The organism is Rhizobium sp. N621, assembly GCF_001664325.1.
GTDB classification, from domain to species: domain Bacteria; phylum Pseudomonadota; class Alphaproteobacteria; order Rhizobiales; family Rhizobiaceae; genus Rhizobium; species Rhizobium esperanzae.
The window spans coordinates 65,001-90,656 of sequence record NZ_CP013495.1; the positions used below are offsets into that span (position 1 = coordinate 65,001).

The 25,656-nt window shown below is 59.8% G+C and carries 17 protein-coding genes, 1 tRNA gene and 2 rRNA genes; 12 read left to right on the forward strand and 8 right to left on the reverse strand.

What is annotated here, in order from left to right; all coding sequences use genetic code 11:
* The first annotated feature begins 269 nt into the window (after nt 1–269).
* From AMK00_RS00320 to AMK00_RS00330, 3 genes are all read left to right on the forward strand, one after another.
* Nucleotides 270–3,148: ribosomal RNA gene (locus AMK00_RS00320) — 23S ribosomal RNA — on the forward strand.
* A gap of 214 nt (nt 3,149–3,362) precedes the next feature.
* Nucleotides 3,363–3,477 (forward strand): 5S ribosomal RNA (gene rrf, locus AMK00_RS00325).
* Between the two features lie 105 nt (nt 3,478–3,582).
* A tRNA-Met gene (locus AMK00_RS00330) sits at nt 3,583–3,659 on the forward strand.
* A 48-nt stretch (nt 3,660–3,707) separates the two neighbouring features.
* Here the strand turns inward: AMK00_RS00330 and AMK00_RS00335 are convergent.
* A complete protein-coding gene (locus AMK00_RS00335; RefSeq protein ID WP_064809176.1) occupies nt 3,708–7,127 on the reverse strand; it encodes a DEAD/DEAH box helicase in 3,420 nt (1,139 codons plus the stop codon).
* A 638-nt stretch (nt 7,128–7,765) separates the two neighbouring features.
* Between AMK00_RS00335 and AMK00_RS00345 the strand changes: the two genes are divergently transcribed.
* Entirely contained in the window at nt 7,766–8,548 is a 783-nt protein-coding gene (locus AMK00_RS00345) for a helix-turn-helix transcriptional regulator (RefSeq protein ID WP_064809178.1), read from the forward strand.
* Nucleotides 8,549–8,644: 96 nt separating this feature from the next.
* Here the strand turns inward: AMK00_RS00345 and AMK00_RS00350 are convergent, their stop codons facing one another.
* Complete coding sequence (locus tag AMK00_RS00350; protein ID WP_064809179.1) at nt 8,645–8,968, reverse strand: hypothetical protein; 324 nt, start codon at nt 8,966–8,968, stop codon at nt 8,645–8,647.
* A 383-nt stretch (nt 8,969–9,351) separates the two neighbouring features.
* Between AMK00_RS00350 and AMK00_RS00355 the strand changes: the two genes are divergently transcribed.
* The 5 genes from AMK00_RS00355 to AMK00_RS00375 are packed head-to-tail and all read left to right on the forward strand — an operon-like array spanning nt 9,352 to nt 14,745.
* Nucleotides 9,352–10,374, forward strand: a complete 1,023-nt coding sequence (locus AMK00_RS00355; protein WP_064809180.1) for a UDP-glucuronic acid decarboxylase family protein — start codon at nt 9,352–9,354, stop codon at nt 10,372–10,374.
* 1 nt (nt 10,375) lies between these two features.
* A complete protein-coding gene (gene galE, locus AMK00_RS00360; protein ID WP_064800177.1) occupies nt 10,376–11,359 on the forward strand; it encodes a UDP-glucose 4-epimerase GalE in 984 nt (327 codons plus the stop codon).
* On the forward strand, nt 11,356–13,215 hold the full coding sequence (locus tag AMK00_RS00365; RefSeq protein WP_064809181.1) for a glycosyltransferase family 2 protein: 1,860 nt from the start codon (nt 11,356–11,358) through the stop codon (nt 13,213–13,215). The genes galE and AMK00_RS00365 overlap by 4 nt, the downstream gene beginning before the upstream one ends.
* 36 nt (nt 13,216–13,251) lie before the next feature.
* Nucleotides 13,252–13,770, forward strand: a complete 519-nt coding sequence (locus AMK00_RS00370) for a DUF995 domain-containing protein (protein ID WP_064800179.1) — start codon at nt 13,252–13,254, stop codon at nt 13,768–13,770.
* A gap of 3 nt (nt 13,771–13,773) precedes the next feature.
* Entirely contained in the window at nt 13,774–14,745 is a 972-nt protein-coding gene (locus AMK00_RS00375; protein WP_064809182.1) for a glycoside hydrolase family 26 protein, read from the forward strand.
* A 66-nt stretch (nt 14,746–14,811) separates the two neighbouring features.
* On the opposite strand, the gene AMK00_RS00380 is transcribed toward AMK00_RS00375, so the two are convergent.
* Nucleotides 14,812–16,098: an ABC transporter substrate-binding protein gene (locus AMK00_RS00380; protein WP_064809183.1), complete on the reverse strand. Its 1,287-nt coding sequence runs from the start codon at nt 16,096–16,098 to the stop codon at nt 14,812–14,814.
* Between the two features lie 143 nt (nt 16,099–16,241).
* On the opposite strand from AMK00_RS00380, the gene AMK00_RS00385 reads away from it, so the two are divergent.
* From AMK00_RS00385 to AMK00_RS00395, 3 genes are read left to right on the forward strand one after another with little or no spacing between them, the layout of a single operon-like run.
* Nucleotides 16,242–17,270, forward strand: coding sequence for a LacI family DNA-binding transcriptional regulator (locus tag AMK00_RS00385; RefSeq protein WP_064809184.1), 1,029 nt, complete (start codon nt 16,242–16,244; stop codon nt 17,268–17,270).
* 9 nt (nt 17,271–17,279) lie between these two features.
* Entirely contained in the window at nt 17,280–19,136 is a 1,857-nt protein-coding gene (locus tag AMK00_RS00390; RefSeq protein ID WP_064809185.1) for a DUF2264 domain-containing protein, read from the forward strand.
* Nucleotides 19,133–20,143, forward strand: coding sequence for a hydroxyacid dehydrogenase (locus AMK00_RS00395; protein WP_064809186.1), 1,011 nt, complete (start codon nt 19,133–19,135; stop codon nt 20,141–20,143). Before AMK00_RS00390 ends, AMK00_RS00395 begins: the two co-directional genes overlap by 4 nt.
* An 18-nt stretch (nt 20,144–20,161) precedes the next feature.
* Here AMK00_RS00395 and AMK00_RS00400 read toward each other — a convergent pair whose 3' ends face one another.
* The 5 genes from AMK00_RS00400 to AMK00_RS00420 form a co-directional block, all read right to left on the reverse strand.
* Entirely contained in the window at nt 20,162–21,439 is a 1,278-nt protein-coding gene (locus AMK00_RS00400) for a Gfo/Idh/MocA family protein (protein WP_064809187.1), read from the reverse strand.
* Between the two features lie 45 nt (nt 21,440–21,484).
* A complete protein-coding gene (locus AMK00_RS00405; RefSeq protein WP_064809188.1) occupies nt 21,485–22,315 on the reverse strand; it encodes a sugar phosphate isomerase/epimerase family protein in 831 nt (276 codons plus the stop codon).
* A 29-nt stretch (nt 22,316–22,344) separates the two neighbouring features.
* A complete protein-coding gene (locus tag AMK00_RS00410) occupies nt 22,345–23,508 on the reverse strand; it encodes a dihydrodipicolinate synthase family protein (RefSeq protein WP_064809189.1) in 1,164 nt (387 codons plus the stop codon).
* Between the two features lie 3 nt (nt 23,509–23,511).
* Entirely contained in the window at nt 23,512–24,660 is a 1,149-nt protein-coding gene (locus AMK00_RS00415) for a Gfo/Idh/MocA family protein (protein WP_064809190.1), read from the reverse strand.
* Between the two features lie 131 nt (nt 24,661–24,791).
* Complete coding sequence (locus AMK00_RS00420; RefSeq protein WP_064809191.1) at nt 24,792–25,469, reverse strand: TetR/AcrR family transcriptional regulator; 678 nt, start codon at nt 25,467–25,469, stop codon at nt 24,792–24,794.
* Nucleotides 25,470–25,656: the final 187 nt, after the last annotated feature.

The following is a 25,656-nucleotide window of genomic DNA, read 5'->3' on the forward strand; positions in this document are numbered from 1 at the left end:
CGCTCTGGATCGTTTGTTGTTCGTGGCTTTCGGGCCTCGTCTGATGAACGATCGGATTACCGTTGCCTGACCGCGCGGTATCGGATCATATCTCGAGAAGCTGGTCTTAAGACCTGACACAAGCGAGCTGCTCGGCGTAGCTCCGATAAAGTGATCAGGTCGAACACGTCGATGGCATTGTTGGATTGACTGGGTTGTAAAAGGTAACCCGGTCTGTTGCCGTTTCCTTTGGGGACGGTGGCGAGATGATGAGCATTGGCAATGAGAACGATTAAGTGTCGTAAGGGCATTTGGTGGATGCCTTGGCATGCACAGGCGATGAAGGACGTGATACGCTGCGAAAAGCCGTGGGGAGCTGCGAATGAGCTTTGATCCATGGATCTCCGAATGGGGCAACCCACCTTAAATACCTAGAAAATCTGTTTTGTTGCTTTGGTTGCGAGGGACTTCCTTCGTAGCGCAAAGCGCGTCGCCGGTCGTCCGGCGCGCCGTCCGCAGGCCTTTGGCCGTGAGGACAAAACAGGTTTCTAGGTATTGTGATAAGGTATCTACACCTGAATAAAATAGGGTGTAAGAAGCGAACGCAGGGAACTGAAACATCTAAGTACCTGCAGGAAAGGACATCAACCGAGACTCCGCAAGTAGTGGCGAGCGAACGCGGACCAGGCCAGTGGCAATTGTGATTAAAGTGGAACGCTCTGGAAAGTGCGGCCGTAGTGGGTGACAGCCCCGTACGCGTAGATATCACGATTGTCCTAGAGTAGGGCGGGACACGAGAAATCCTGTCTGAACATGGGGAGACCACTCTCCAAGCCTAAGTACTCGTGCATGACCGATAGCGAACAAGTACCGTGAGGGAAAGGTGAAAAGCACCCCGACAAGGGGAGTGAAATAGAACCTGAAACCGGATGCCTACAAACAGTCGGAGCCCGCAAGGGTGACGGCGTACCTTTTGTATAATGGGTCAACGACTTAGTGTAACAAGCAAGCTTAAGCCGGTAGGTGTAGGCGCAGCGAAAGCGAGTCTGAATAGGGCGATATAGTTTGTTGCATTAGACCCGAAACCGAGTGATCTAGCCATGAGCAGGTTGAAGGTTGGGTAACACCAACTGGAGGACCGAACCCGCATCTGTTGCAATAGATTGGGATGACTTGTGGCTAGGGGTGAAAGGCCAATCAAACTCGGAAATAGCTGGTTCTCCGCGAAATCTATTTAGGTAGAGCGTCGAGCGAATACCCCCGGGGGTAGAGCACTGGATGGGCTATGGGGACTCACCGTCTTACTGATCCTAACCAAACTCCGAATACCGGGGAGTACTACTCGGCAGACACACGGCGGGTGCTAACGTCCGTCGTGAAAAGGGCAACAACCCTAACCTCCAGCTAAGGTCCCCAAGTCATGGCTAAGTGGGAAAGGATGTGAGGATCCCAAAACAACCAGGATGTTGGCTTAGAAGCAGCCATCATTTAAAGAAAGCGTAACAGCTCACTGGTCTAAATAAGGGTCTTTGCGCCGAAAATGTAACGGGGCTGAAGCCATGCACCGAAGCTGAGGATTTGCAGTGATGCAAGTGGTAGCGGAGCGTTCCGTAAGCTGATGAAGGGAGACCCGTGAGGGCTCCTGGAGGTATCGGAAGTGCGAATGTTGACATGAGTAACGATAAAGAGGGTGAGAGACCCTCTCGCCGAAAGACCAAGGGTTCCTGCTTAAAGTTAATCTGAGCAGGGTTAGCCGGCCCCTAAGACGAGGCGGACACGCGTAGTCGATGGGAACCACGTTAATATTCGTGGGCCTGGTGGTAGTGACGGATTGCACAAGTTGTTCTGGTTTATTGGATTATCAGGGCAGCGGAGCGGTTCCAGGAAATAGCTCCACCGTATAGACCGTACCCGAAACCGACACAGGTGGTCAGGTAGAGTATACCAAGGCGCTTGAGAGAACTATGTTGAAGGAACTCGGCAAATTGCACGCGTAACTTCGGAAGAAGCGTGACCCCATTTTAGGCAACTATTGTGGGGTGGCACAGACCAGGGGGTAGCGACTGTTTATCAAAAACACAGGGCTCTGCGAAGTCGCAAGACGACGTATAGGGTCTGACGCCTGCCCGGTGCTGGAAGGTTAAGAGGAGAGGTGCAAGCTTTGAATCGAAGCCCCAGTAAACGGCGGCCGTAACTATAACGGTCCTAAGGTAGCGAAATTCCTTGTCGGGTAAGTTCCGACCTGCACGAATGGCGTAACGACTTCCCCGCTGTCTCCAACATAGACTCAGTGAAATTGAATTCCCCGTGAAGATGCGGGGTTCCTGCGGTCAGACGGAAAGACCCCGTGCACCTTTACTATAGCTTTACACTGGCATTCGTGTCGGCATGTGTAGGATAGGTGGTAGGCTTTGAAGCGGGGACGCCAGTTTCCGTGGAGCCATCCTTGAAATACCACCCTTATCGTCATGGATGTCTAACCGCGGCCCGTCATCCGGGTCCGGGACAGTGTATGGTGGGTAGTTTGACTGGGGCGGTCGCCTCCGAAAGAGTAACGGAGGCGCGCGATGGTGGGCTCAGACCGGTCGGAAATCGGTCGTCGAGTGCAATGGCATAAGCCCGCCTGACTGCGAGACTGACAAGTCGAGCAGAGACGAAAGTCGGTCATAGTGATCCGGTGGTCCCGCGTGGAAGGGCCATCGCTCAACGGATAAAAGGTACGCCGGGGATAACAGGCTGATGACCCCCAAGAGTCCATATCGACGGGGTTGTTTGGCACCTCGATGTCGGCTCATCGCATCCTGGGGCTGGAGCAGGTCCCAAGGGTTTGGCTGTTCGCCAATTAAAGCGGTACGTGAGCTGGGTTCAGAACGTCGTGAGACAGTTCGGTCCCTATCTGCCGTGGGTGTAGGAATATTGACAGGATCTGTCCCTAGTACGAGAGGACCGGGATGGACATATCTCTGGTGGACCTGTTGTCCTGCCAAGGGCATAGCAGGGTAGCTATATATGGACGGGATAACCGCTGAAGGCATCTAAGCGGGAAACCCACCTGAAAACGAGTGTTCCCTATCAGAGCCGTGGAAGACGACCACGTTGATAGGCCGGGTGTGGAAGTGCGGCAACGCATGAAGCTTACCGGTACTAATAGCTCGATCGGCTTGATCGTTCTCATTGTTCATGCTCATCAGCCAAAGGCTGATGATGCCTGACCTTGTTCTGACGCGCCAAGGGCGCTGCGGACGGCCCGCGCCACAAAGCGCGACGGCCTCTGGCCTGTATGCGTGCCACAAGCACCCGCAGCCGGAAAGATCAAAGACGTGTTCAAAACAAAACAGGCTAACGCCTGCCAGCTTCTCAAACAACAAGTTGCGCTTTGCCGACCTGGTGGTTATGGCGGGGTGGCTGCACCCGTTCCCTTTCCGAACACGGCCGTGAAACGCCCCTGCGCCCATGGTACTTCGTCTTAAGACGCGGGAGAGTAGGTCGCTGCCAGGTCTGCAAAGCGCAACTCAGTTGATAAAAATCTTCTCAATCACAATCCAACGGCCCAAAGCCGAACAAAGGGCCGCTCATAAGCGGCCTTTCGTGTTATAATACTTCCGCGGGGTGGAGCAGCCCGGTAGCTCGTCAGGCTCATAACCTGAAGGCCGCAGGTTCAAATCCTGCCCCCGCAACCAAAAGTCCCAAAAGCCCGCCAAAAGCGGGCTTTTTGTTTTTCCGGGACCTCAAAACATACGTTCAGCGAACGGCGCCGGAGTCCGATCTCTCACGTTTAGCTCATTGCGGGCCAGGAATTCCGCGGGTTGGATCGTCCGCAATGCATTTGCTGCCTCTCTGAAATAGGGAAGCGTTTGCCAGAGCGTGCGGTCGCCGACGATGTAGAAACGGCGCTTGGCGCGCGTCAGCGCCACGTTCAAAAGGTTTGGCTTGGATGCGGCCCAGCCAGCTGCTCCGCGATGTTCGGCATCGGCGCCGAGGACCATGAAAACGATATCTTCTTCCTTGCCTTGGAAGGTATGGACTGTGCCTACCCGTTCCTGAAGCCATTTCTGCAGTTTCGCTGGAGATCCGTGCGCATATCCGTCTTGATCGATCCAGACCGCCTGAGAAAGAGCCCGTCTCAAACTGGTCTTGATCTCCTTGAACGGCGAGATGAGATAGATGTCCGGCAATGCACCATCCCGGCGATAGGTCGCGGCGAGGAGATCGACGATGAAGTCGGTCTGCTCGGCGACGGCCTGTTTGCCCGATACTTTGCCCTTGACGTCGATCCAGGCGCTGTCGCCATAAAAGGGCGATGCGTCGCCGGCCGGTCGGCGCTCGTGCAGCCCGAAGATCATCTTGTTCTGATAGGCGATCTGATTGGCAAGGCTGAACATCGGATCGATGCAGCGTCGATGCACTCTGAGTGGGCTGCCGATCCAGAGCCCATCTGCCTCCTCGCCCTGAAGTGTGGTTCCGTAGCGATTGGCGACATCGGCCAGCATCTGCACCGACGCCCTGTTCGGCGAATATTGGCCTGCCGCCGTGTGGGGTGAAAGAGCCGAAGCGCCTGAAATCAGCGCGCTCGGAAGCGTGAAAACCGGTTCGATCTGCAAGGGATCGCCGATCACCATGACGCGACGTGCACGCAACAAGGTCCCGACCGCCGCTTGCGGCACGGCCTGGCCGGCTTCATCGATGAAGACCCAGCCGATCGAGCCGGGCCCGAGCCCGCGGAACTGCTTGGCAAAAGACGCGAACGTCGTCGACACGATCGGAACGATCATGAAAAGGCTCTGCCAGATCGATGCAATGTGCTTGTCATCGACGGGATTGTTGTTGGAAAGCAGCTTGGTGATGGCAACGATGTTTCCGCCAAAACCTCCGCCCTTCCTGCCGACATCGGCCAACCAAGCTTCATGCAGTGTCAGCGCTGCTTCCAGCAATGCCGAACGCAGAGCCGCCAGTTCGTCCTGATGCCAAAGACCGTCGATCTGCACCCGGTCCTTATCGAGATCGGCGGGACGCTCCGGTGCGGCGGGGTGATCGAGAATTTCCCCCAGCCGCTCGAGTTCCTCCTTTTTCGCAGACCAGATTTTCCGTCGTGACCGCAGTGCTCGTTCGGCCCGGTCATGCTCTCGCAAAGCCCGTTCCAGCGCGGGTTTATCGGTTTTCGCGAGCCGATCTTCGCATTCGGCCAACGCCTTGCGCAGTTCCAGCTGCTTTCGCGCATTGACGATGACGTCTTGCCGATGCTGCCGGGCCGGGTTGGTCGAGAGCACTCTCTTCCATCGCGCAGGGGCGCTGCGGTCGAGCAGCTGTTCCTCCTCCTTCAGGTAAGACAACCCGTCGGCGATGTGGCGCATTTCGGTCGCCAGCATGTCGCATCGGTTCTGCGCATGCAAAACTTCGTCCGCGGCGGCAGCCACCCTCTCGAGCGCTTGTCGGCAGAATGCATCCTCCGAAACGGGCGCTATTTCATCGCGGAGATCGGCATAGCGCGCATATTGGCCGATCTTTTCGCGAACCATCTCGTCGGCGGCATGAAAAGCCGATGCCGCTTCGGCAAAGCTTGGCCCCTCATAGCTCTTCAACCATTCCCAGATGCTCTGCGGCTTTGCGGCGCCCGACCAGCCGGGCTTCGGTCTTTCGGCGATCTCCATGAAGGCGAAACGTTCCTTGAAGGCTCGGCGGTTCCTGGAATTGCCGAGGGCACAGGCGATCAATCCCCATGGGCGGTCGCTGTCGGAGAGCTTGACGACCGATCCATTGTCTTTCTGGCAGGCGATCTTGTGTGCGACCGTCTGCAGATATTGAAAGGAAGACGTCCTCGCGATCGAGCTCCGCTTGGGAAGGTCGCGCGAAATATTCTCCACGGCGGCATTGTTAGAGGAGGCGACGACCATTTCGAACCCCGCAAGGGCTGGGATCAGCGCCGATATTGAGGCGGTGCTCCGATCCGTAAAACCGACACGACGTGGCGAGCCGTCAAAGGCGTCGCGCGCCGTCGTCAGGGAGGAGAGCACCCGGGCGCGCCGAACGATATTGTCCGCGAACATGTCACGCAGCAGCGTGGTCTTTCCGGTGCCCGGCGGGCCGTTGACCGAGAACAATCCCGTTTCCGACAGGCCGCCGATCGCCGAATTGATCGCGAACTGTTGCATGAGGCTCATTGCAAGATGAGGCTCGCTCAGCCAGCGTCCACGGTTGAGATTGCCGGGATGCAGCGCCCGAATGATCGCGCGGCGTCCTTCTTCCGAATAAAGGTCGACCCGATTTTCATCTGCCGGCGGGTTGAGGTACCGCCGGAGGGGCTCCGGGACATTGCCCTGCCTGACGCAGATCATCGCCCTTTCGATATCCTCGATGAAGAAGCTGTTCAGAATGCCGATGTCCTCATCAAGGCTGGCACCTTCGTCTTCCTCGTCGGCATTGGCTGCATGATCCTCCTGTTGAGGCGGCAACGAAATGAGCTCGGGTCTTTCCGCCCTGTCGCGGTAGCGTATTTCAACGGCGGCGATGGGCTTTTCCTGGCGTGAGGCAAAACCCGCCCAATCGCAGAGCAATTCATGCAGCGTCAGGATTTCGCCGGCATCGATCGGCTGATCGGTGGCGGCCTCGAAGGATGAAGATCCCAGCTGTCGCTGCGCCTGGAAGTTTTGAAGCAATTCCGACAGCTGCCGCTTGCCGTCTGCAAATGCCTCATGGCTGAGCGAGGAGAGACCAGATTTCCGTACCCGTCCGAGGGCCCATGGAAGCGTCGAGACGGAAAATGTTTCGAACATCGGCTGTCCGAGCGGAGTAAGCTGGAGGCTGGCAAAGCAGGTATCGCCATCGAGATCGCTGCGTTCGGCATCCTCATACTCGGTAAAGTCGATCGCAGGGCTGTCGAAGTGCCTGCGGATGTCGGCGATCTCGGATTTGCTGAAAACGCCGAGGAACAAGGTGAAGCCGGTGATCTGCTTCTCCTCGGGTATGACGGGACGGCTGAGTGCAGCGCTGTCCTGCAAGAGCGTCTCTGCACGCAGCCAGAAAACGGTCCGTCCTTCGCCGAGGACGAGACGATTGGAGAGATCATAAGGTATGAAGAACTCGATTTTATGCCAGAAATCGAGAATGGCCAGAAGCTGTTCCCGTTCCACCCTGTCCGCATCGATCTGCATGACTTCTCACTGAGGAGTGCAAAATAGGCTCACGCCTCTTTTAGCAGCGATTGCAGCTCAAAATCAAAGAGCATGGTGATGATGCGCCCGGTCGCGTGCATTTAACGGCCGCGCAAGCGCGTCAGCGCAGACGCGGCTGCCTCTTTTTCGCCTTGCTGGCGCTGATATCAGCCTTGCGATGCGCGGCCTCGGCGAACGATCGGAGACGTTCGAGAGCAGTGCTGGCCCTGCAGGGATTACGACCGGGCGCGAGCAGCTGGAATGCGAGGCTTCCGCCAACGGCGCCGGGTTGAACAACCTGCGAGCGTTTCGCCTGCCTCATAATCTTCGGGAGAAGATGACAAAAATATTACAATTTGTACTGAAATATTACATTTACTGAATTATCTATAGTGGGAACAAATATAACCTTGAAGTATAAGTATCAGTAAAAATACAACCGATACGTAGTATCTTATTGTTTCTCGCTCCCTAAAACTAATCACTTTGGGCCATTTCCTTCCTTCTCAATCCGTATTAACATAATTAAGAAATGTCTAAAGAAAAAGGCGATGACACAATAGGACCGGCATTTCATACTATCTTATACCTGCCATCGCTTCATGTTTGAGTAAAGTGTACCGCTAGGGGAGGCGTATATGTTCATGACAGGCTCAGGAATGGAGAATGCGGACCAGGCGAAGAAGTCTAGCCCATCCGGAGATACTATCCTTGTAGTAGCCAAGGCTGATCTGTTTTCAGAATGCATGGTGGAGGCGCTGGCAAAGAAATTTCCAAACTGCGATGTGCCAAGCATAACAAGCGCAAATCCGATGCTGGAAAAGGATACTAGCGATATAAAGCTCGTTTTATTTTACCATATACCTGCGCCTGAGCTGCAAGACGCGCTGCAGGCGGTCAGAGAAAATCATCCGGAAACCTCGATCGGACTTGTCGTCGAGGCCATAGACATGATGGAGCCCTATGTCAGCCGCTTGGTGGAGGCAAGGATCATCGACGGCGTCCTGCCGCTTAATCTTCGACTTGATGTTTTCATGGCGGCGGTGGATCTGCTGATGAAGGGCGGGGAGCATTTTCCCTCGGCGCTTCTCAACCGCCTCACCAACAAGGGGGCCCAGTTGGAGGCCTCACTTTATCAGACGAAATCGGTTGATGCCGCCCGCAACAATGCGCTCAAGCTGAGACGCGACAGCATCTCCGCCTTGACGACCCGGGAGGTTCAGATCCTGGATCTCATCTGCAAGGGGACGCAGAACAAGATTATAGCCGACAAGCTGCACCTTTCCGAAAATACGGTGAAGGTTCACGTCCGCAACATCTATAAGAAGATGAACGTCCGAAACCGCACGGAAGCAGCGTCCCGCTTCTTCAATGATCATCCGGTCGGCGATGAAGACATGTCCAGCCGTTGGCGCAACTGATCGGCAGCGCCGCGCCCCTTTTCAGGCGTGCAACGAGCGCATGGTTCTATCCTTGAATCGATTCCGATTTAAGAAATATGCAGCGGCGCTTTTGCTTCAGATCGAGGGACGCGCAAAGCAGCGCGACTTCTGTCCGAAGCCACTTGGAGAGCAGATATAGGGCGCGGACCCGTGATAGGCGACGATGCGGGCTCGTGCCGCAGCAGGCCGAGCGGTTCGATTTTCCGGGTAGGTGTAAGTCTTCGACACGGGTGTCGTCTCGACGACGGCAACATTCTTTCTCGCGATGGCGGCCATGTCGTCGTCAACGACCGCACAAGCCGTTGCTCCGATCGCAAGAAGCGTCGCTCCCCCGGCAAGCATCGCCAAATGAAATGGACTCCAGCCTTTCGGCTGGGCTGCGGCGCGATTTTTGAACATGCCTAAATCCCTCGCATATGACGCTTCCGGATGCAAGGCCGGTCGCGCAGCCCTGCGCGGTCGGCCTCTCCCCCTTCTATCCGATCTTTATTGAGCAAAGTTTGAGCAACGGCGTGATTCCCGTTTTACGCGAAAAAATAGGTAAAATGATTAATCATTTGTTATTCTAAAGAACAACCGCGTAATTATTTGGGATATTTTATGTTTTTAAAGTTGACCGCGATAACAATCGTCTTATCATTTCAATAGTAAATGAGTTATCTGAAGAATAGCCTCGAAATTATTCCTGTATGGGTACTCAGTTGCATGAATATCCATCCGGGTAGTGGAGGTGTAAGGCGCCTTAATAATACAAAAGACTAAAACGTGGGGAGGAGTTTGTAATGCGTAGTTTCATTCCCGGCGAAGGCTATTCTGAAGTAAAGAACATAGCGGTGCTCAAGAATCTGGGCACCGCTCTTGTAAATGGCGGAGCCGGCTTTCTTGGCTCGCATCTCTGCGAAAGGCTTCTGCTGCGCGGCTATAGCGTCGTATGCCTCGACAACTTTTCCACCGGCCGCCGTGCAAATGTCGAGCATCTCGCGTCGAATCCCAGCTTTCGCATCATCGAGCACGATGTCCGTCAGCCCTTCGATATCGAAGCGTCGCTGATCTTCAACTTCGCCTCTCCTGCTTCTCCGCCCGATTATCAGCGGGATCCGGTGGGCACCTTGCTCACCAACGTACTCGGCGCCGTCAACACCTTGGACTGTGCGCGCAGGACCGGCGCGATCGTCGTTCAGTCGTCGACGTCGGAAGTCTATGGCGATCCGACCCAGAGCCCGCAGCGCGAATCCTATTGCGGCAATGTCAACTCCATCGGGCCGCGAGCCTGTTACGACGAGGGAAAACGCAGCGCCGAAACCCTGTTCTTCGACTATCACCGGACCTACGGCGTCGACATCAAGGTCGGCCGCATCTTCAACACCTACGGACCTCGCATGCGCCTGGATGATGGCCGCGTGGTCTCCAACTTCATCGTGCAGGCCCTGCGCAACGCCGACCTGACGATCTACGGCGACGGCCAGCAGACCCGCTCTTTCTGCCATGTCGACGATCTCGTCGAAGGTTTCCTGCGTTTCTCGGCAGCCGGCAGCGCATGCCACGGTCCGATCAATCTCGGTAACCCGGGCGAGTTTACCGTTCGACGCCTGGCGGAGATCATCCGGGACCTCACCAATTCGCGCTCCCGCATCGTTCACCTGCCGGCTGTCATCGACGATCCCCGCCAGCGGCGGCCGGATATCTCACGGGCGATGACGGAACTGGCATGGCAGCCTCATATCGAGCTCGAAGCCGGCCTGGCGCGCACCGTTGAATATTTCGACGGCCTGCTTGCCGGGACGGAGCAGGCGGAGGCTGTATGAGATGCCCCGCTATATTCTCGTCACCGGCGGCGCCGGTTTCATAGGCAGTCATATCTGCAAAACGCTGTCGCGCGCCGGGATGATCCCGGTTACCTACGACAACCTCTCGACCGGACATGCCGACAGCGTCCGCTGGGGACCGCTCGTTCGCGGGGAACTCGGCGATGCGATCGCGCTCCGTCGGACGATGGCCGAATTTTCGCCCGATTGCGTCATCCATTGCGGCGCCAATGCCTATGTCGGCGAATCCGTTGATATGCCGAGGAAATATTACCGCAACAATGTCGTCGGCAGTCTCACGCTGCTCGAAGCCTGCCTCGACCAGGAAATCGATCGGATCGTCTTTTCCAGCAGTTGCGCCACCTATGGCGTCCCCGCCTCGTTGCCGATACGGGAGGAAAGCCCGCAGCAGCCGGTCAATCCCTATGGACGTACCAAGCTGATCTTCGAGATGGCGCTCGAGGATTTTGCCGCTGCCTATGGCATCCGCTTCGCTGCCCTGCGTTATTTCAACGCGGCCGGCGCCGATCCGGATGGCGAGCTTGCCGAGCGTCACGAGCCCGAGACACATCTCATTCCTCGCGCCCTCCTCGCCGCCGCCGGCAGGCTGGAGCGGCTCGATATCTTCGGCACCGACTATTCGACCGAGGACGGAACCTGCATTCGCGATTATATCCATGTCAGCGATCTCGCGCAGGCACATTTGGCCGCCGTCAACCACCTGATCGCAGACGGCGCCTCGCTGAGCGTCAATCTCGGTTCCGGCCGCGGCACGTCAGTGCGCGAGATCCTCGACGCGGTCTATCGCGCCAGCGGCCGCGAAGTCCCCGTCCGTTATCGCGCCCGCCGCCCCGGCGATCCGCCGATCCTGTTTGCCAATACGGCACGGGCCAAGGCAGAGCTCGGCTTCGTGCCGGCTCTTTCGGATATCGACACGATCATCCGCACTGCCGGACCCACCTTCGGGCTGGAGATGACGGCATGAGCCTGGTTTCGGAGATCGATCACCGGATCAGGACGGCGAATGCCGCCGATGCATTCAACCCGGTTTTCACGGGTCGGAAGCGTGTCGCCTATGCTTTCGGCATCCTCTGCTGGCTGGCGGCGCTCGGCTATTTCTGGAGCTGGTGGTGTCGGTCCGCCCACATCATTTCCTGGCCAGCCTTCGTGCTCGTCACCGTCGTGCTTGCCTGGATAACGCTTGTACCCGCCTATTTCATCCTGATCTTCCTCGATGCCAGAACGATCGGTTCGCGCGTCCTGCTGCCGGAAGGACGCGTGGCAATGGTCGTCACCAAGGCGCCGTCCGAACCCTTTGCCGTCGTCCGCGCCACGCTTCAGGCGATGCTCGATCAGACCGGTGTCGAGTTCGATGTCTGGCTGGCCGATGAGGATCCTTCCGCGGAAACCAGACGCTGGTGCGCCGAGCACGGCGTGCTGATCTCGACGCGAAAGGGCGTGGCGGAGTATCACCGCACGACCTGGCCGCGCCGGACGCGGTGCAAGGAAGGCAATCTCGCCTATTTCTACGACCATTTCGGCTATGCGCGTTACGATTTTGTCGCCCAGTTCGATGCCGATCATGTGCCGACACCGACCTATCTCCGTGAAGTCCTGCGCCCCTTCGCCGATCCTGGCGTCGGCTATGTTTCCGCTCCCAGCATCTGTGATGCGAATGCCGCGGCGAGTTGGGTCGCGCGCGGCAGGCTCTATGCGGAGGCAAGTCTGCACGGTTCGCTGCAGACCGGTTACAACAATGGCTGGGCGCCCCTTTGCATCGGCTCCCACTATGCGGTCCGCACATCAGCCCTTCGCCAGATCGGTGGCCTTGGCCCCGAGCTTGCCGAAGATCATTCGACGACGCTGATGATGAACGCCGGCGGCTGGCGCGGCGTCCACGCGGTCGATGCGATCGCTCATGGCGACGGCCCGGCGAATTTCGTCGATCTCGCCGTGCAGGAATTCCAGTGGTCGCGCAGCCTTGTCACCATCCTGCTGCAATATTCCCGCCGCTACGTCATCCATCTCCCCTGGCGGCTGAAATTCCAGTTCGTCTTTTCGCAGCTGTGGTATCCGCTCTTTTCCGCGGTCATGGCAGTGATGTTCCTGCTGCCGGTTGCCGCCTTGTTGACGGGCGAGGTCTTCGTCAACGTGACCTATCCGGATTTTCTGCTGCATTTCGCGCCGATGTCGATCGTGCTGACGCTCTTTGCTTTCTTCTGGCGGGCCACGGGAACCTTCCGGCCGCACGATGCGAAACTGTTTGGATGGGAAGGGCTGGCCTTCACCTTTCTGCGCTGGCCATGGTCGCTGGCCGGCAGCCTGGCGGCCATTCGCGACCATATCTCCGGTTCTTTCGTCGACTTTCGCATCACCCCGAAGGGAAAGCAGCAGCAGCAGTCTTTGCCGCTGCGCGTGGTTGCGCCCTATCTTGCTCTCGCGGGGCTTTGCGCCGCGGCCATGGCGCTCGCCGGCGAGGCCGCTGCCGCTCAGGGCTTTTACCTTTTCGCTGCGATGAACCTCGTGCTCTATCTGTCACTGACGGTGCTGATCGTCATTCGCCATGCGATCGAGAACGGCCTGCCGCTGCTGCCGCAATCGCGCGGCCTCTGGTTCGCGACGGCCACCGGTTTGGCGATCTGTGTCACCGGCGGCTTGCAGGCGGGCAACCACGGTCTGCGCGGCCTCGAAGCCCTTTCCCATGGCCAGACGCTCATCAGTTTCAGCCAATCGCAATTTGCCGTCGCCGGGGCCGGCCTCGGCGGCAAGACCAGGACCGTGAAGTTTCGCCTCAGATGGAATGGATTCGGAAGCGCGGGACGGGGCCAACAGGGTGTTTGAACCGGCCAACCGGCACGTGTCGAGGAGGAGCATATAATGAGCATCGGATCGAGACTGTATGGCATAGCCCTGGCTCTCAGCCTGTGCCTGCCTGTGATGGCGCACGCTGCCGAGGCCACCAAGACGCCGCCGACGCCGCTCAGCGCCTATGAACTCTATCGCATCTACGGTGACAAGACCTGGACCTGGGGCACCGGCGGCGGCCGTTTCTTCGATGAAGGCCGGCGGTTCGTGGCCTGGACCAACGACAAGGGTAAGCAGTCCTTCGCCGAAGGCAAATGGGTGGTGGACGATCTCGGCCAGCTCTGCATGCGCGCGACCTGGACGAATGCCGAGGGAGCAGCCCGTGCCAGCACCTGTTTCGGTCACCGCAAGATCGGCAATACGATCTACCAGCGCCGTCAGCCGGATGGCAACTGGTACGTCTTCCGCCATTCTTCGGTGCGCCAGGATGACGAATACGGCAAGCTCGTCTCTACGGATACCGTCAGCGCCAAGGCGTATGAACTGAAGCAGCTCCTGCTGAATCAGGAAATAGCCCGAAAAGGAGGGTGAGCCATGAAGAAGCTGACGAAAAATCACCTCTCGGCCGCCGCGATCGCGTTGCTGCTGTTGTGCGTCGCGGGACTGCCGGGCCGAAGCGAGGTGCAATATGCGGGCATCGCGCCGAACCCGGCGGCGAGCGCGCGAACGATCATCGACAAACGCCCGGTCGTCCATGCCGACGGCATCAAGTTCGGCGCCTACGACCCGCATGGGGATTTCGGCGCCCAGGCCAATGTCTCGACGGAAGCCCTGTTCCTGCCGTGGGAAGACGTTGACCTGGAGACGCTGCGCGTTGCGGATGCCTATGCACTGGCCAGGGGCCGCAACCTGCTGATCACGGTGGAGCCCTGGTCCTGGGATGTCGATTGGCGGCTGACCTCGGGCGAGCTTCGCGCAAAGGTTCTGCGCGGCGACTACGATGTCAACATGCGGGCGATCGCGCAGATGATATCCCAGCTGAAAAGCCCCGTGATCGTCCGCTGGGGACAGGAGATGGAAGACAAATCCGGGCGCTTTTCGTGGGCCGGCTGGAACCCGCAAGACTATATCGCCGCCTACAAACGCATGATGGACATCCTCCGCGAGGAGGCGCCCGGCACCGAGATCATGTGGTCACCGAAGGGCCTGCCAGGCCTGCAGGACTACTATCCCGGTGACAACTATGTCGATCTGGTCGGATTGTCGGTCTTCGGGCTGGAGCGCTATGATGAACTTGCTTACAACAAGCACCGGGCCTTCTCGGAAGCGCTGAGGCAGGGCTATGATCTCGTCGCTGGCTATGGAAAGCCCATCTGGGTCGCAGAGCTCGGCTACGAAGGCGGCGACGCCTATATGAGGCCCTGGATCGAAACCGCGACCTTGAAACAGAGCGCCTTCCCGAACCTTCGGGAAGTGGTCTATTTCAATGACCGGGACGTGCATGCCTGGCCGTTCAATCTCGGCCGGCCTGACTGGCGCGTGGTCGAGAGCTTGGCGGCCAACTGATGTTGCTTAACGAGGGAGAGGCCCGCCGGGGTTTTGCGGCCCTCTCCTCTCATATAAGGCAAGCGATCATCCCTTGAGCGTTGCCTTACCTTCTTCGACGAGCCGGGTCGCCGCATCGGCGGGCGAGGTCCGTTCGAAGGCGAGTTCGTCGCAGATCGGGCGCAGCACGCGCTGGTCGAATTGGGTTGCACCCATCGGCACCGGCGGCGGATATTCGCCGACCTGATCCTTGAGCATGTTGACGTATTTGACCGTCTCCTGCTCCGTCGGGTTCAGCTGCGGCAGAATGGCCTCACGCACGGCCGGCGACATCGGCACGCCACGCTCGACGCCGAGAATCTTGCCGGCTTCGATGTCGTTGACGAAGAAGTCGATGAATTTCGCGGCCGCTTCGCCGTTCTTCGTCGTGGCGCCGACGCTCCAGATCAGCGCAGGGCGGTAGTAGTGGCCCGACGGCCCGCCCTTCTTTTCCCGCGGCAGCATGGTGATGCCGATTTTGTTCTTGATGATCAGCTGATAACCGATCATCTGGTTGGAATAGGCCATGCCGATGACCGATTTGCCGAGACCGAGGGCGTTGGTGTCAATGGTGTTTTGATCGAGCGTCTGGACGTCGGCAGCAACCGTGCCTCCCGCCTTGCGCAGCTTCTCCCAGTAGTCGAACCACTCCGTGGCATCGTCGGCCGTGAAACCGAGCCCCACCGTTTCCTTGGCAAAGAGGCTTTTGCCCCGCTGGCGCAGCCAGGCGTCGAACACATAGGCGTAGCGTGCCGCGTAGGGGCCGCCTGCCTTGCCCGAGGACTTGGAGAGTTCCACCGCGAGTTTGGCATATTCATCCCATGTCAGGTCGGGTGTTGGCACCGGAATGCCTGCCTTTTCGAATTCCACCGTGTCGAAGAACATTGAGAAAGAGTTGAGGCCGAGGCCGATACCATAGAGTTTCCCGTCGATGGTGGTCAGTTTCAGAACGTCGGCGCCGAAGGACTGGACATTCAAGGTCGAGGGGACGAATTCGTCGAGCGGCATGCAGGCGCCGCGCTTGGAATAATCGGAGATCGTTCCCGGCTCGAGCTGAAAGACGTCAGCGATCGAGCGGCCGGCCATCTGCGTGGCGAGCTTCGTCCAGTAGCCGTCGCCCGAAAGCGATTCACCGACGATCGTGACACCGGGTGTTTTCGACTGGTAGAGTTTGGCGACATCGAGCGTCCGCTTGGCGCGGTCGTTCGACCCCCACCACATGGCTCGTAGCTGCGTGTCTTCGGCAAAGGCCGGGATGGCGCTTACGGCGCCAAAGGCAAGGCCGGCGGCTGCACCGGCTGAACCCATCAGAAATGAACGGCGATTGACCTGCATGATATCCTCCCTTGTCCCAATTCGTCCGCTGCCATCCTCCATGGCGTTGTCGGATTTTCGCGAGACAGGTTACGCAAAAAAGAATTTATTGCAAGAAATAACGTTGATGTTGCAAATTTGCGTGATTTGCATAAAGTTTGCCTATGAGCGATGAAAAAGCCAGACGGCTGCGACAGGCCGACATAGCCACATTAGCGGGCGTCTCCGTCTCGACGGTGTCGCGCGTGCTCGCCAACGAACCGGGGATCAGCGAGACCGTCCGGCGGCAGATATTGAAGGTGGCCGCCGAACACGGTTATCCCGTCAAGCCCGCTGCCGAAGCCGTTGCCGGCGGGCTGGCGCTGATTGCTAGCGACGGCGTCACCGGCGGGCTCAGCGTCTTCTATGAAGCGATCGTCGACGGCTTGCGCACCGGAGCCGCCGAAGCGGGCATGCCTTTCGAAATTCGGCTGGTCCGCGAGGATCGGATCACGCCGGAAGCCGTGCGCGACTATATGCAGGCCGCGGGGGCTGCGGGTCTTTTTCTCGTCGGTATCGACCCCATCGAAAGCTTGCGCGACTGGCTGCAGGCCACCACGACACCGACCGTGCTTGTCAACGGCACCGATCCCAGGATGCAGTTCGACGGTGTTTCGCCGGCTAATTTCTTCGGTGCCTATGAGGCGGCCAGCCGGCTGACCCGGGCCGGCCATCGCCGTATCCTGCATCTGAGCGGCTCTCACCGCCATACGATTCGCGAGCGCATTCGTGGCTTCGAGGCGGCGATCGCCGCCGTCCCCGGCGCCGAAGGACGATTCGTTTCGCTGGCGCTCCAGGGCAGCGCAAGCCGCGAGGCCCACGAACGCACCGCGGCAGTCCTTGCCGAGAATGCCGGCTTCACCGCGGCGTTCTGCATGAATGATTTCATTGCCGTCGGCGTTTTGGAGGCCGTCACCGAGGCCGGCCTGCGGGTGCCCGAGGATTTCGCGATTATCGGTTTTGATGATCTGCCCTGCGCATTGATGACCAATCCGCGGCTTTCCACCATGCGCGTCGACCGTGCCGCTCTCGGGCGCGAGGCCGTGTCGCTGATGCTGACCCGGTTCCGCAACCGAACAGCGGCTGCGCGCCACATCTGCCAGGCGGTCGCTCCCGTTCCGGGGGGGACCGTTGCCAATGCCGAGAACCCGTAAGAGGTGCCGATGACCTATGATCCTGCCAGCGCCAATCCGCTTGCCGGCAATCCGCTGGAAACCCGCGCCGATATGAGCCGCGCTCTGCTCGCTCTCTTCGATCCGCTGCTTCCCTGTTTTTCGCAAGGCAATGCTCGCGTCAGGCTCAGTGGCGCAGCCGCCCATTTCGATCGGGCGGCGGCCGATCTCGAGGGTTTTGCCCGCCCGCTCTGGGGATTGGCGCCTTTTGGCGCCGGGGGTGGCGACTTCGCCCATTGGCATCGATTTGCCGAAGGTCTCGCAAACGGCACCGACCCCGCCCATCCCGAATATTGGGGAACAGTCAATGGCCGGGATCAGCGGATGGTCGAGCTTGCTGCCCTTGGCTTTGCCCTGGCGCTGGTGCCGGAAAAGATCTGGGAGCCGCTTGATGCGCGCGCCCGCAGCAATGTCGTCGCCTATCTCAAACATGCCAGACAGTTCGACTATGCCGATAACAACTGGAAATTTTTCCGCATCTTCGTCGATATCGCCCTCGATCGTCTCGGCGTCGATTTCGACCGCAGCCTGACGCGGCAATATCTGCAGGAGCTCGAAGGCTTCTATATCGGCGACGGCTGGTATCGCGACGGAAACGTGCGTCGTATCGACCACTACATTCCCTTTGCCATGCATTTCTATGGGCTGATCTATTCGAAGCTCGTCGATGACGATTATGCGAAACGCTATCGCGAGCGCGCCATCCTCTTCGCGCGGGATTTCCGCCACTGGTTTGCCGCCGACGGCGCGACGATCCCCTTCGGCCGCAGCCTGACCTATCGCTTTGCCTGCGCCGGCTTCTGGTCGGCGCTCGCCTTTGCCGATATCGAGGCTTTACCCTGGGGCGAGGTCAAGCATCTCTGCCTGCAGCATCTGCGCTGGTGGAGGGACAAGCCGATTGCCGACCGCGACGGCGTTCTCTCGATTGGTTTCGGCTACCCGAACCTGCTGATGTCGGAGAGCTACAATTCCGCCGGCTCGCCCTATTGGGCCTTGAAGGCCTTCCTGCCGCTGGCGATCGCGGAGAACCATCCCTTCTGGAGCGCCGGCGAGAAGCCGCCGGAGCAGGCGCCTGAGGTCGTTCCCCAGCGCCATCCCGGCGTGGTTCTCATGCGGGCGGGCCGCGATGTCGTGGCCCTTTCTTCCGGCCAGGAAAACCTGCAGATGCGTTTCGGCACCGAGAAATACGCAAAATTCGCCTATTCCACGCGGTACGGCTTCAGCGTCGAGTCCGACGAACGCGGCTTTGCGCTTGCCGCCTTCGATTCCATGCTGGCCTTCAGCGATGACGGCCTGCACTACCGTGTGCGTGAAACGAATGAGGAAGCCCGGCTCGCGGGTGATGTGCTTCATTCGAAATGGCCGCCCTTCCCCGATGCCGAAGTCGAAACCTGGCTCGTGCCCGCCGCCCCCTGGCATATCCGCCTCCACCGGATCAGGTCGGGCCGGCCGCTGCGGATTGCCGAAGGCGGCTTTGCCATCGGCCGCCGCGACTTCGAGCAGGATCGGCTGTCGGCCTCGGAGGGGGCGGCCTATGCGATCGGCGAAGCCGATTTCACCGGCATTCTCGACCTCGGCTCTTCGATCAAACGTGTCGGACTTGCCCAAAAGGCCCAGCCCAACACCAATGTGATCGTCGCCAAGACCATCGTGCCGCAACTGCGCGGGCAGATTCCGGCCGGCGAGACCATTCTGGTGACGGCGGTGCTGGCGCTCGCCGATCCCGCCGCTGTTTCGTCAGCCTGGACACGGCCGCCGAAAGCGCCTGATATTGCGGCGCTGGAGGCCCTGGTGCGGGAAAAGGGCGTGACCGTCAGCGCCATCGAAGCGCCGGGTCAGATGCCATGAGCCGTCCGGCCATCGTCCTTGCCATGGAGCCGTCGCGCACGGAACATGTCCTGCCCGATGAGATCCTGCGCCGGCTCGATGCCATCGGCCGCCTTCTCGATCCCGAGCCGCTGCAGCGCCTCGACGACGCGCGGGCAAGGCGCCTGCTTTCAGAAGCGGAGATCCTGATTACCGGCTGGGGTGCGCCCTATGTCGGGCCTGAGATTCCGGCTGCCGCGCCGCGACTTCGCCTCATCGTCCATGCGGCGGGCACGGTGAAGGGTATCATCGATGACGCCATCTTCGAAGCCGGCATAGCGGTCAGCCACGCGGCCGAGGCCAATGCCGTGCCCGTTGCCGAGTTCACGCTTGCCGCGATTATTTTCGCCGGCAAACGTGCCTTCCGTTTCCGCGACCTCTACGTCGGCGACCGCAACCGTGATCGGACCTATCCGATGCAGCGTGAAGCGATCGGGAATTATGGCCGCACCCTCGGCATCGTCGGCGCCTCGCGCATCGGCAGGCGGGTGATCGAGCTCCTGAAACCTTTCGACTACAGGCTGCTGCTGTTCGATCCCATGCTCGATGCCGCCGAAGCCGCCGGCCTGGGAGCCGAAAAGGTCGATCTCGACGAATTGATGCGGCGCGCGGATATCGTTTCCCTGCACGCGCCGTCACTGCCGTCGACGCAGCATATGATCGATGCGCGAAGACTGTCGCTGATGAAGGACGGGGCAACGCTGATCAACACCGCGCGCGGCATCCTCATCGATGAGGCCGCGTTGCTTTCGGAGCTGAAGACCGGCCGCATCGATGCGGTCATCGACGTCACCGATCCGGAAATTCCGGAGGCGGGCTCGCTCTTCTACGATCTGCCGAATGTTTTCCTGACACCGCACATCGCCGGCGCCATCGGCCTGGAACGGGCGCGTCTCGGCGCGATGGCGGCGGATGAGGTCGAGCGTTTTACGACCGGCCGGCCGTTGCTCTACCAGATCCGCCGTCAGGATCTCGAAAACATCGCCTGACGCAACCAATGGCGTGCGTCAGCGCGACGTCCTCCACGAATTGGGCGAGCCGTCATTGGCGAGCTCGGGCATCAGCTCGGCGATGTCGACCACCTTGCCGGTGCGCGAGCTCGTCAGCGCGGCGATGCCGCAGAGCACGGACATGGCGCCCGCCCGTGTGCCGGCGCGCTGGCCGAGCCTGTCTTCCATGTCGGGCTTGAAGATCATATTGCGCATCCGGTCGTCGCCGCCGTAATGGCCGCCAGTGAAATGCGGAACGACGATGCGCTCCACCGCCTCCTTCCCATTCGGGAAATTGCGAATGAGCAGGATCGTATCCTGCTTCGGCTCTTCCCAGGGCTGCGCCTCATACTGGCGGATTTCGATGCGGCCTTTCGTTCCGTTGAAGGCCAGGTGATGGCCCTCGATCGGCTGGAAGGTGTTCAGCGAATAGGAGACGTGGACGTTGTTGCGGTAGCGGATGGACACGACCATCGTGTCGGGGATGTCGATATCTTCGCGGAAGACGCAGCCGTCCCGGAAATAGCCGTCGATCTCAGAAGGATCCTCGTAAAGTGAATCGAGGAACGGATCCTTTTCGATATCGAGATAATAGTCGCATTCATGCGCGTGCGGACAGAGCTTGCAGCGAGGCCCGCGAAACGGGCCCTTGCGGCCGTAGTTCTGCAGGTCGGCAAAAGAGGTGACAGACTCCGGATCGCTGTCGAGATACCAGTTCAGCAGATCGAAATGGTGGGTGGCTTTGTGGACGAACAGGCTGCCGGAATTTTCCGTATAGGCATGCCAGCGGCGGAAATAGTCGGCGCCGTGCTTGGTGTTGAGATACCAGTGAAAATCGACCGAGGTCACCCGGCCGATCTCGCCGGCATTCAGCAGTTCCTTGATCTTGGCGGCCGTCGGCGCATAGCGGTAGTTGAAGGAGACGTCGACCCGGCGGCCGGTGCGCTTTTCGGCATCGAGAATCCGGCGAATTTTCTCGATCGAGGTGGTCATCGGCTTCTCGGTGATGACGTCGATGCCGGATTCCAGTGCCCGCACGATGATATCGTCATGTGTATGGTCAGGCGTGCAGACGATGGCGAGATCCGGCCTCTGCTCGGCAAGCATGGAATCGATGTTGTCATAGAGCGGCGCATTGCTGCCGATCATGTTGCGAGCGCGCTCGCCGCGAAGCGAGTTCTTTTCGACGATGGCTGTGAGATCGACATGTTCGCGCCAGCCGGCAAGCAGGTCCTTGCCCCACATGGTGGTGCCGCGGTTACCGGTGCCGATCAGGGCAAGACGGCGTTTCTCCATCGAATGACTCCTCTTTCATACGTGATGAAACAATTGGATTTGAAATCAGATCTGGCAGCAGTTCCGGAAGCGCTCGACGCAAGTGGCGATCACCTCATCGGCCGGACGCTTCCACCAGTTTTCGGCCGAAAAGATCTCCACTTCCTGCGCGCCGAAGAATCCGGCGGCTTCGATCATCCGTCTTATGCCCTTGAGGTCGATGACGCCATCGCCCATCATGCCGCGGTCGAGCAGCATGTCCTTCGTCGGCGCCAGCCAGTCGCAGATGTGATGGGCGAAGATACGGTTCATGCGTCCGGCGCGAGCAATCTGGTTGGCAAGATCGGGATCCCACCAGACATGGTAGACGTCGATCGCGACGCCGACATCCTCGCCGAGCGGCTCGCACATGTCGAGCGCCTGGCCGAGCGTGTTCACGCAGGCTCGGTCGGCCGCATACATCGGATGCAGCGGCTCGATCGCAAGTTTCACGCCTGATGCCTGCGCATGCGGCAGCACCGCGGCAATGCCATCGAAGACCATCTGACGGGCGGCGACGATATCCTTCGAAGCGCCCGGCAGGCCGCCGACGACGAGCACGAGGCAGTCGGCGGAAAAGGCCGCCGCCTCGTCGATCGCGCGTCTGTTGTCGTCGAGGTTTTTCTGCCAGTCGGCCTCGGTTGCCGCCGGAAAGAAGCCGCCGCGGCAAAGGCCGGTCAGCTTGATGCCGTTCGACTTGACGATCCGCACCGCCTCGTCGAGACCGGCCTTGGCGACCTGGTCGCGCCAGGGCGCGATCGAGGTAATGCCGTGCTTCAGGCAGATATCGACGGCTTCCGCGAAGCCGCACTGCTCGCGGATCGTCGCCAGGTTGATCGAGAGTCCTTCGACCTTCATGTCATTCTTCTCCCGTGCGGTGTCGTGTTTCAGTTGACGCCGTGGACGGCAAGCAGCTGTTTCATGCGCGCGGTTGCGAGTTCCGGATCGGCCAAAACCCGCGCCTTGTCGGCCAGCCGGAAGAGTTCGGCCAGATGCGTCAGCGAGCGGGTGCTCTGCTGGCCGCCGACCATGGTGAAATGGTCCTGCAACCCGTTGAGATAGGCGAGGAAGACGACGCCCGTCTTGTAGAAGCGGGTCGGAGCCTTGAAGATGTGGCGCGACAGCGGCACGGTCGGCTCCAGCAGGTCGAAGAATTCGTGATTGCTCTTGCGGCCGAGCGCGTCGAGTGCTGCCGAAGCCGCCGGCGCGATGGCGTCGAAAATGCCGAGCAGCGCATCGGAATGGCCCTCTTCGTCGCCGGCGATCAGTTCGGCATAGTTGAAGTCGTCGCCGGTATACATGCGCACGGATCTCGGCAGTTGCCGGCGCATCGTCACTTCCTTCTCCTTGGAAAGCAGCGAGATCTTGATGCCGTCGACCTTTGAGGCATTGGCTTCGATCACGCCAAGGCAGGTTTCCATTGCCTTGAGGTGGTCGCCATTGCCCCAGTATCCCTCGAGCGCCGGATCGAACATTTCTCCGAGCCAGTGGATGATGACGGGTTCCTTGACCTGGCGAAGGATGCGGTCATAGACCCTGATATAGTCGTCCGGCCCCTTGGCCGCGACGGCAAGCGCCCGACTTGCCATCAGGATGATGCGGCCGCCGGCCGCCTCCACCGTTTCGATCTGCTCTTCATAGGCCTTGATGATCGTATCGACGGTCACATCGGGACCGGGCGGCAAATGGTCGGTGCCGGCGCCGCAGGCGATCAGCGCGTCCTTGCGGCCGGCCGCCTCGGCAAGCGCCCGGCGGATGAGGTCGCGCGCTTCCGGCCAGCCGAGGCCCATGCCGCGCTGCGCCGTATCCATGGCTTCGGCGACCCCGAGGCCGAGATCCCAGAGCCGATGACGGAAGGCGAGCGTCCGCTCCCAGTCGATCGCCGGCGTCAGCCATGGGTCGTTGTCGGCGAGCGGGTCGGCGACGACATGGGCGGCGGCAAAGGCGATGCGCGGAAAGCTTTTGGCGTCGCGCTTCTTCAGTTCGATCGGCGTACCGGTCAGCGTATAGGGAACGATCTTGCCGTCGAGGGGGAGATTGATCGTTGTCACGGCTCAGAACTCCAGTGCGGGGACGTCGAGCCAGCGGCGTTCGGCCCAGGATTTCAGCCCGAGTTCGGCAAGCTGCACACCCTTGGCGCCGGCTTCCAGCCCGTAGGGCCACGGCGCATCTTCGACGACATGGCGGATGAACATTTCCCACTGCGCCTTGAAGCCGTTGTCGAAGGCCTGCGTATCGGGAACCTCGTCCCAGGTCTTGTAGAAGTCGATTGTCTGCGGCTGGTCGGGGTTCCACACCGGCTTCGGCGTGTTGACGCGGTGCTGGCTCCAGCATTTCGTCAGGCCGGCGACGGCCGAACCATGGGTGCCGTCGACCTGGAAGGTGACGAGATCGTCGCGGCGCACGCGCACCGCCCAGGAGGAATTGACCTGCGCGATCACGCCGCCTTCAAGTTCGAAGGTTGCATAGGCCGCATCGTCGGTGTCGCAATCATAGGGTTTGCCCTGCTCGTCGATGCGGCGCGGAATATGCGTGGCGCCGAGGCAGGAGACGGCCTTGACCTCGCCGAACAGATTGTCGAGCACGTAACGCCAGTGGCAGAGCATGTCGAGGATGATGCCGCCGCCGTCACCCTTGCGGTAGTTCCAGGAGGGGCGCTGGGCGGGCACGCCCCAATCACCCTCGAAGACCCAGTAGCCGAATTCGCCACGCACCGAGAGGATCTTGCCGAAGAAGCCGGAATCCCTCAGCAGCGCCAGCTTGCGCAGGCCCGGCAGGAACAGTTTGTCCTGCACGACGCCGTGCTTGAGGCCGGAGCGCCGTGCCTTGCGGGCGAGATCGATCGCCACCTGCAGATCGTCGGAAATCGGCTTTTCGCAATAGACGTGCTTGCCGGCGTCGAGCGCCTTGGACAGTAGCTCGGCGCGCATCAGCGTCGTGCCGGCATCGAAGAAGATCATGTCGTCGGGATTGGCGAGAGCGGCATCGAGATCGGTCGACCAGCGCTTGATGTTATGCTTCTTCGCGAGCTCTTCCATCTTCGCGCCGTTGCGGCCGACGATGATCGGGTCGATCTCGAGTTTTTCGCCCGATTTCAGCGTGATGCCACCCTGGTCGCGGAAGGCCAGGATAGACCGAACCAAGTGCTGGTTGTAACCCATGCGGCCGGTGACGCCGTGCAAGATGATCCCCAAGCGTGCCATGTTTTCCTCCCTGCAATCTTTTATGGCGGGAGCGGGCGTCCTGGCCCAGCCCTCCCAAGCCGGTAACTAAACGGTTACTTGATGGCAGAAGAGCGGCGAGCCTGTCAATAGTCAAATCCTGCTTTCGCTATTCAGCGCTTGATCGAGGCGAGGGTGACGTGGACGATATGCCTTTCCCAGGCACTGAGATTGGCCGGCTCGATCAGGTCGCGGCCGAAGATCGTCGAAAGCGTATACTGGTTGGAAAGGTAGAAATAGCCGAGCGAGGCGATCGTCAGATAGACATGCAGGGGATCGGCGGTCTCGATGAAAACGCCCTGCTTCTTGCCCTGCTCGAGCACTTGGGAAAGCTCGCCGATCAGATGCGAATGCAGTTCCTTGAGCCGGATGGACTGACGCAGCCAGCGGGCGCGGTGTAGGTTTTCGGTGCCGAGCAGGCTCAGGAATTCCGGATGCTGGAGGAAATAACGCCAGGTGAAGAGCGCCAGTTCGCCGATGCCTTCCTCGGGGCTGCGGTCGCCGATATGCAGCGCGCGTTCCGCCGTGCGGATGCCGACATAGGCCTCTTCGAGCACCTTGAGGTAGAGCTGCTCCTTGTCGCCGAAATAGTGGTAGAGCATGCGTTTGTTGGTGCCGGCACGTTCGGCGATGGCGTCGACACGGGCTCCGCCCATGCCGTTTTCGGCGAATTCGCGGGTTGCTGCCTCGAGGATGGCGGCGCGTGTCCGCTCCGGATCGCGTTGCGCCGTCCGCTCCGTTGACGGTCGCCGGGCCGGTTTCTTTTCTCTGTTTCCCCCGCTGTCGTGCATCGCTCCACCTCTGTCTTCACGTGTTGCGCTCATAAGCCTTCGGTGCGAAATTGTAAAAACCGAATTTGGAAGGGCGGCCCGCTGGAACGGAATGCTGAGAGCATGATGTCGCCGAAAACCGCTGACGCTTTCGACATCATGCTCTGACCGACACCGCTTGACAGGCTTGCCGCTTTGCTCGTAGCTT

What these genes read in the sequence shown, in the direction of transcription:
- AMK00_RS00415 (WP_064809190.1), bottom strand. Translation starts at nt 24,660, where the DNA reads ATGGCACGCTTGGGGATCATCTTGCACGGCGTCACCGGCCGCATGGGT.
- AMK00_RS00380 (WP_064809183.1), bottom strand. Translation starts at nt 16,098, where the DNA reads ATGCAGGTCAATCGCCGTTCATTTCTGATGGGTTCAGCCGGTGCAGCC.
- AMK00_RS00370 (WP_064800179.1), top strand. Translation starts at nt 13,252, where the DNA reads ATGAGCATCGGATCGAGACTGTATGGCATAGCCCTGGCTCTCAGCCTG.
- AMK00_RS00390 (WP_064809185.1), top strand. Translation starts at nt 17,280, where the DNA reads ATGACCTATGATCCTGCCAGCGCCAATCCGCTTGCCGGCAATCCGCTG.
- AMK00_RS00345 (WP_064809178.1), top strand. Translation starts at nt 7,766, where the DNA reads ATGTTCATGACAGGCTCAGGAATGGAGAATGCGGACCAGGCGAAGAAG.
- AMK00_RS00420 (WP_064809191.1), bottom strand. Translation starts at nt 25,469, where the DNA reads ATGCACGACAGCGGGGGAAACAGAGAAAAGAAACCGGCCCGGCGACCG.
- AMK00_RS00375 (WP_064809182.1), top strand. Translation starts at nt 13,774, where the DNA reads ATGAAGAAGCTGACGAAAAATCACCTCTCGGCCGCCGCGATCGCGTTG.
- AMK00_RS00405 (WP_064809188.1), bottom strand. Translation starts at nt 22,315, where the DNA reads ATGAAGGTCGAAGGACTCTCGATCAACCTGGCGACGATCCGCGAGCAG.
- AMK00_RS00385 (WP_064809184.1), top strand. Translation starts at nt 16,242, where the DNA reads ATGAGCGATGAAAAAGCCAGACGGCTGCGACAGGCCGACATAGCCACA.
- AMK00_RS00350 (WP_064809179.1), bottom strand. Translation starts at nt 8,968, where the DNA reads ATGTTCAAAAATCGCGCCGCAGCCCAGCCGAAAGGCTGGAGTCCATTT.
- AMK00_RS00335 (WP_064809176.1), bottom strand. Translation starts at nt 7,127, where the DNA reads ATGCAGATCGATGCGGACAGGGTGGAACGGGAACAGCTTCTGGCCATT.
- AMK00_RS00355 (WP_064809180.1), top strand. Translation starts at nt 9,352, where the DNA reads ATGCGTAGTTTCATTCCCGGCGAAGGCTATTCTGAAGTAAAGAACATA.
- AMK00_RS00365 (WP_064809181.1), top strand. Translation starts at nt 11,356, where the DNA reads ATGAGCCTGGTTTCGGAGATCGATCACCGGATCAGGACGGCGAATGCC.
- galE (WP_064800177.1), top strand. Translation starts at nt 10,376, where the DNA reads ATGCCCCGCTATATTCTCGTCACCGGCGGCGCCGGTTTCATAGGCAGT.
- AMK00_RS00395 (WP_064809186.1), top strand. Translation starts at nt 19,133, where the DNA reads ATGAGCCGTCCGGCCATCGTCCTTGCCATGGAGCCGTCGCGCACGGAA.
- AMK00_RS00400 (WP_064809187.1), bottom strand. Translation starts at nt 21,439, where the DNA reads ATGGAGAAACGCCGTCTTGCCCTGATCGGCACCGGTAACCGCGGCACC.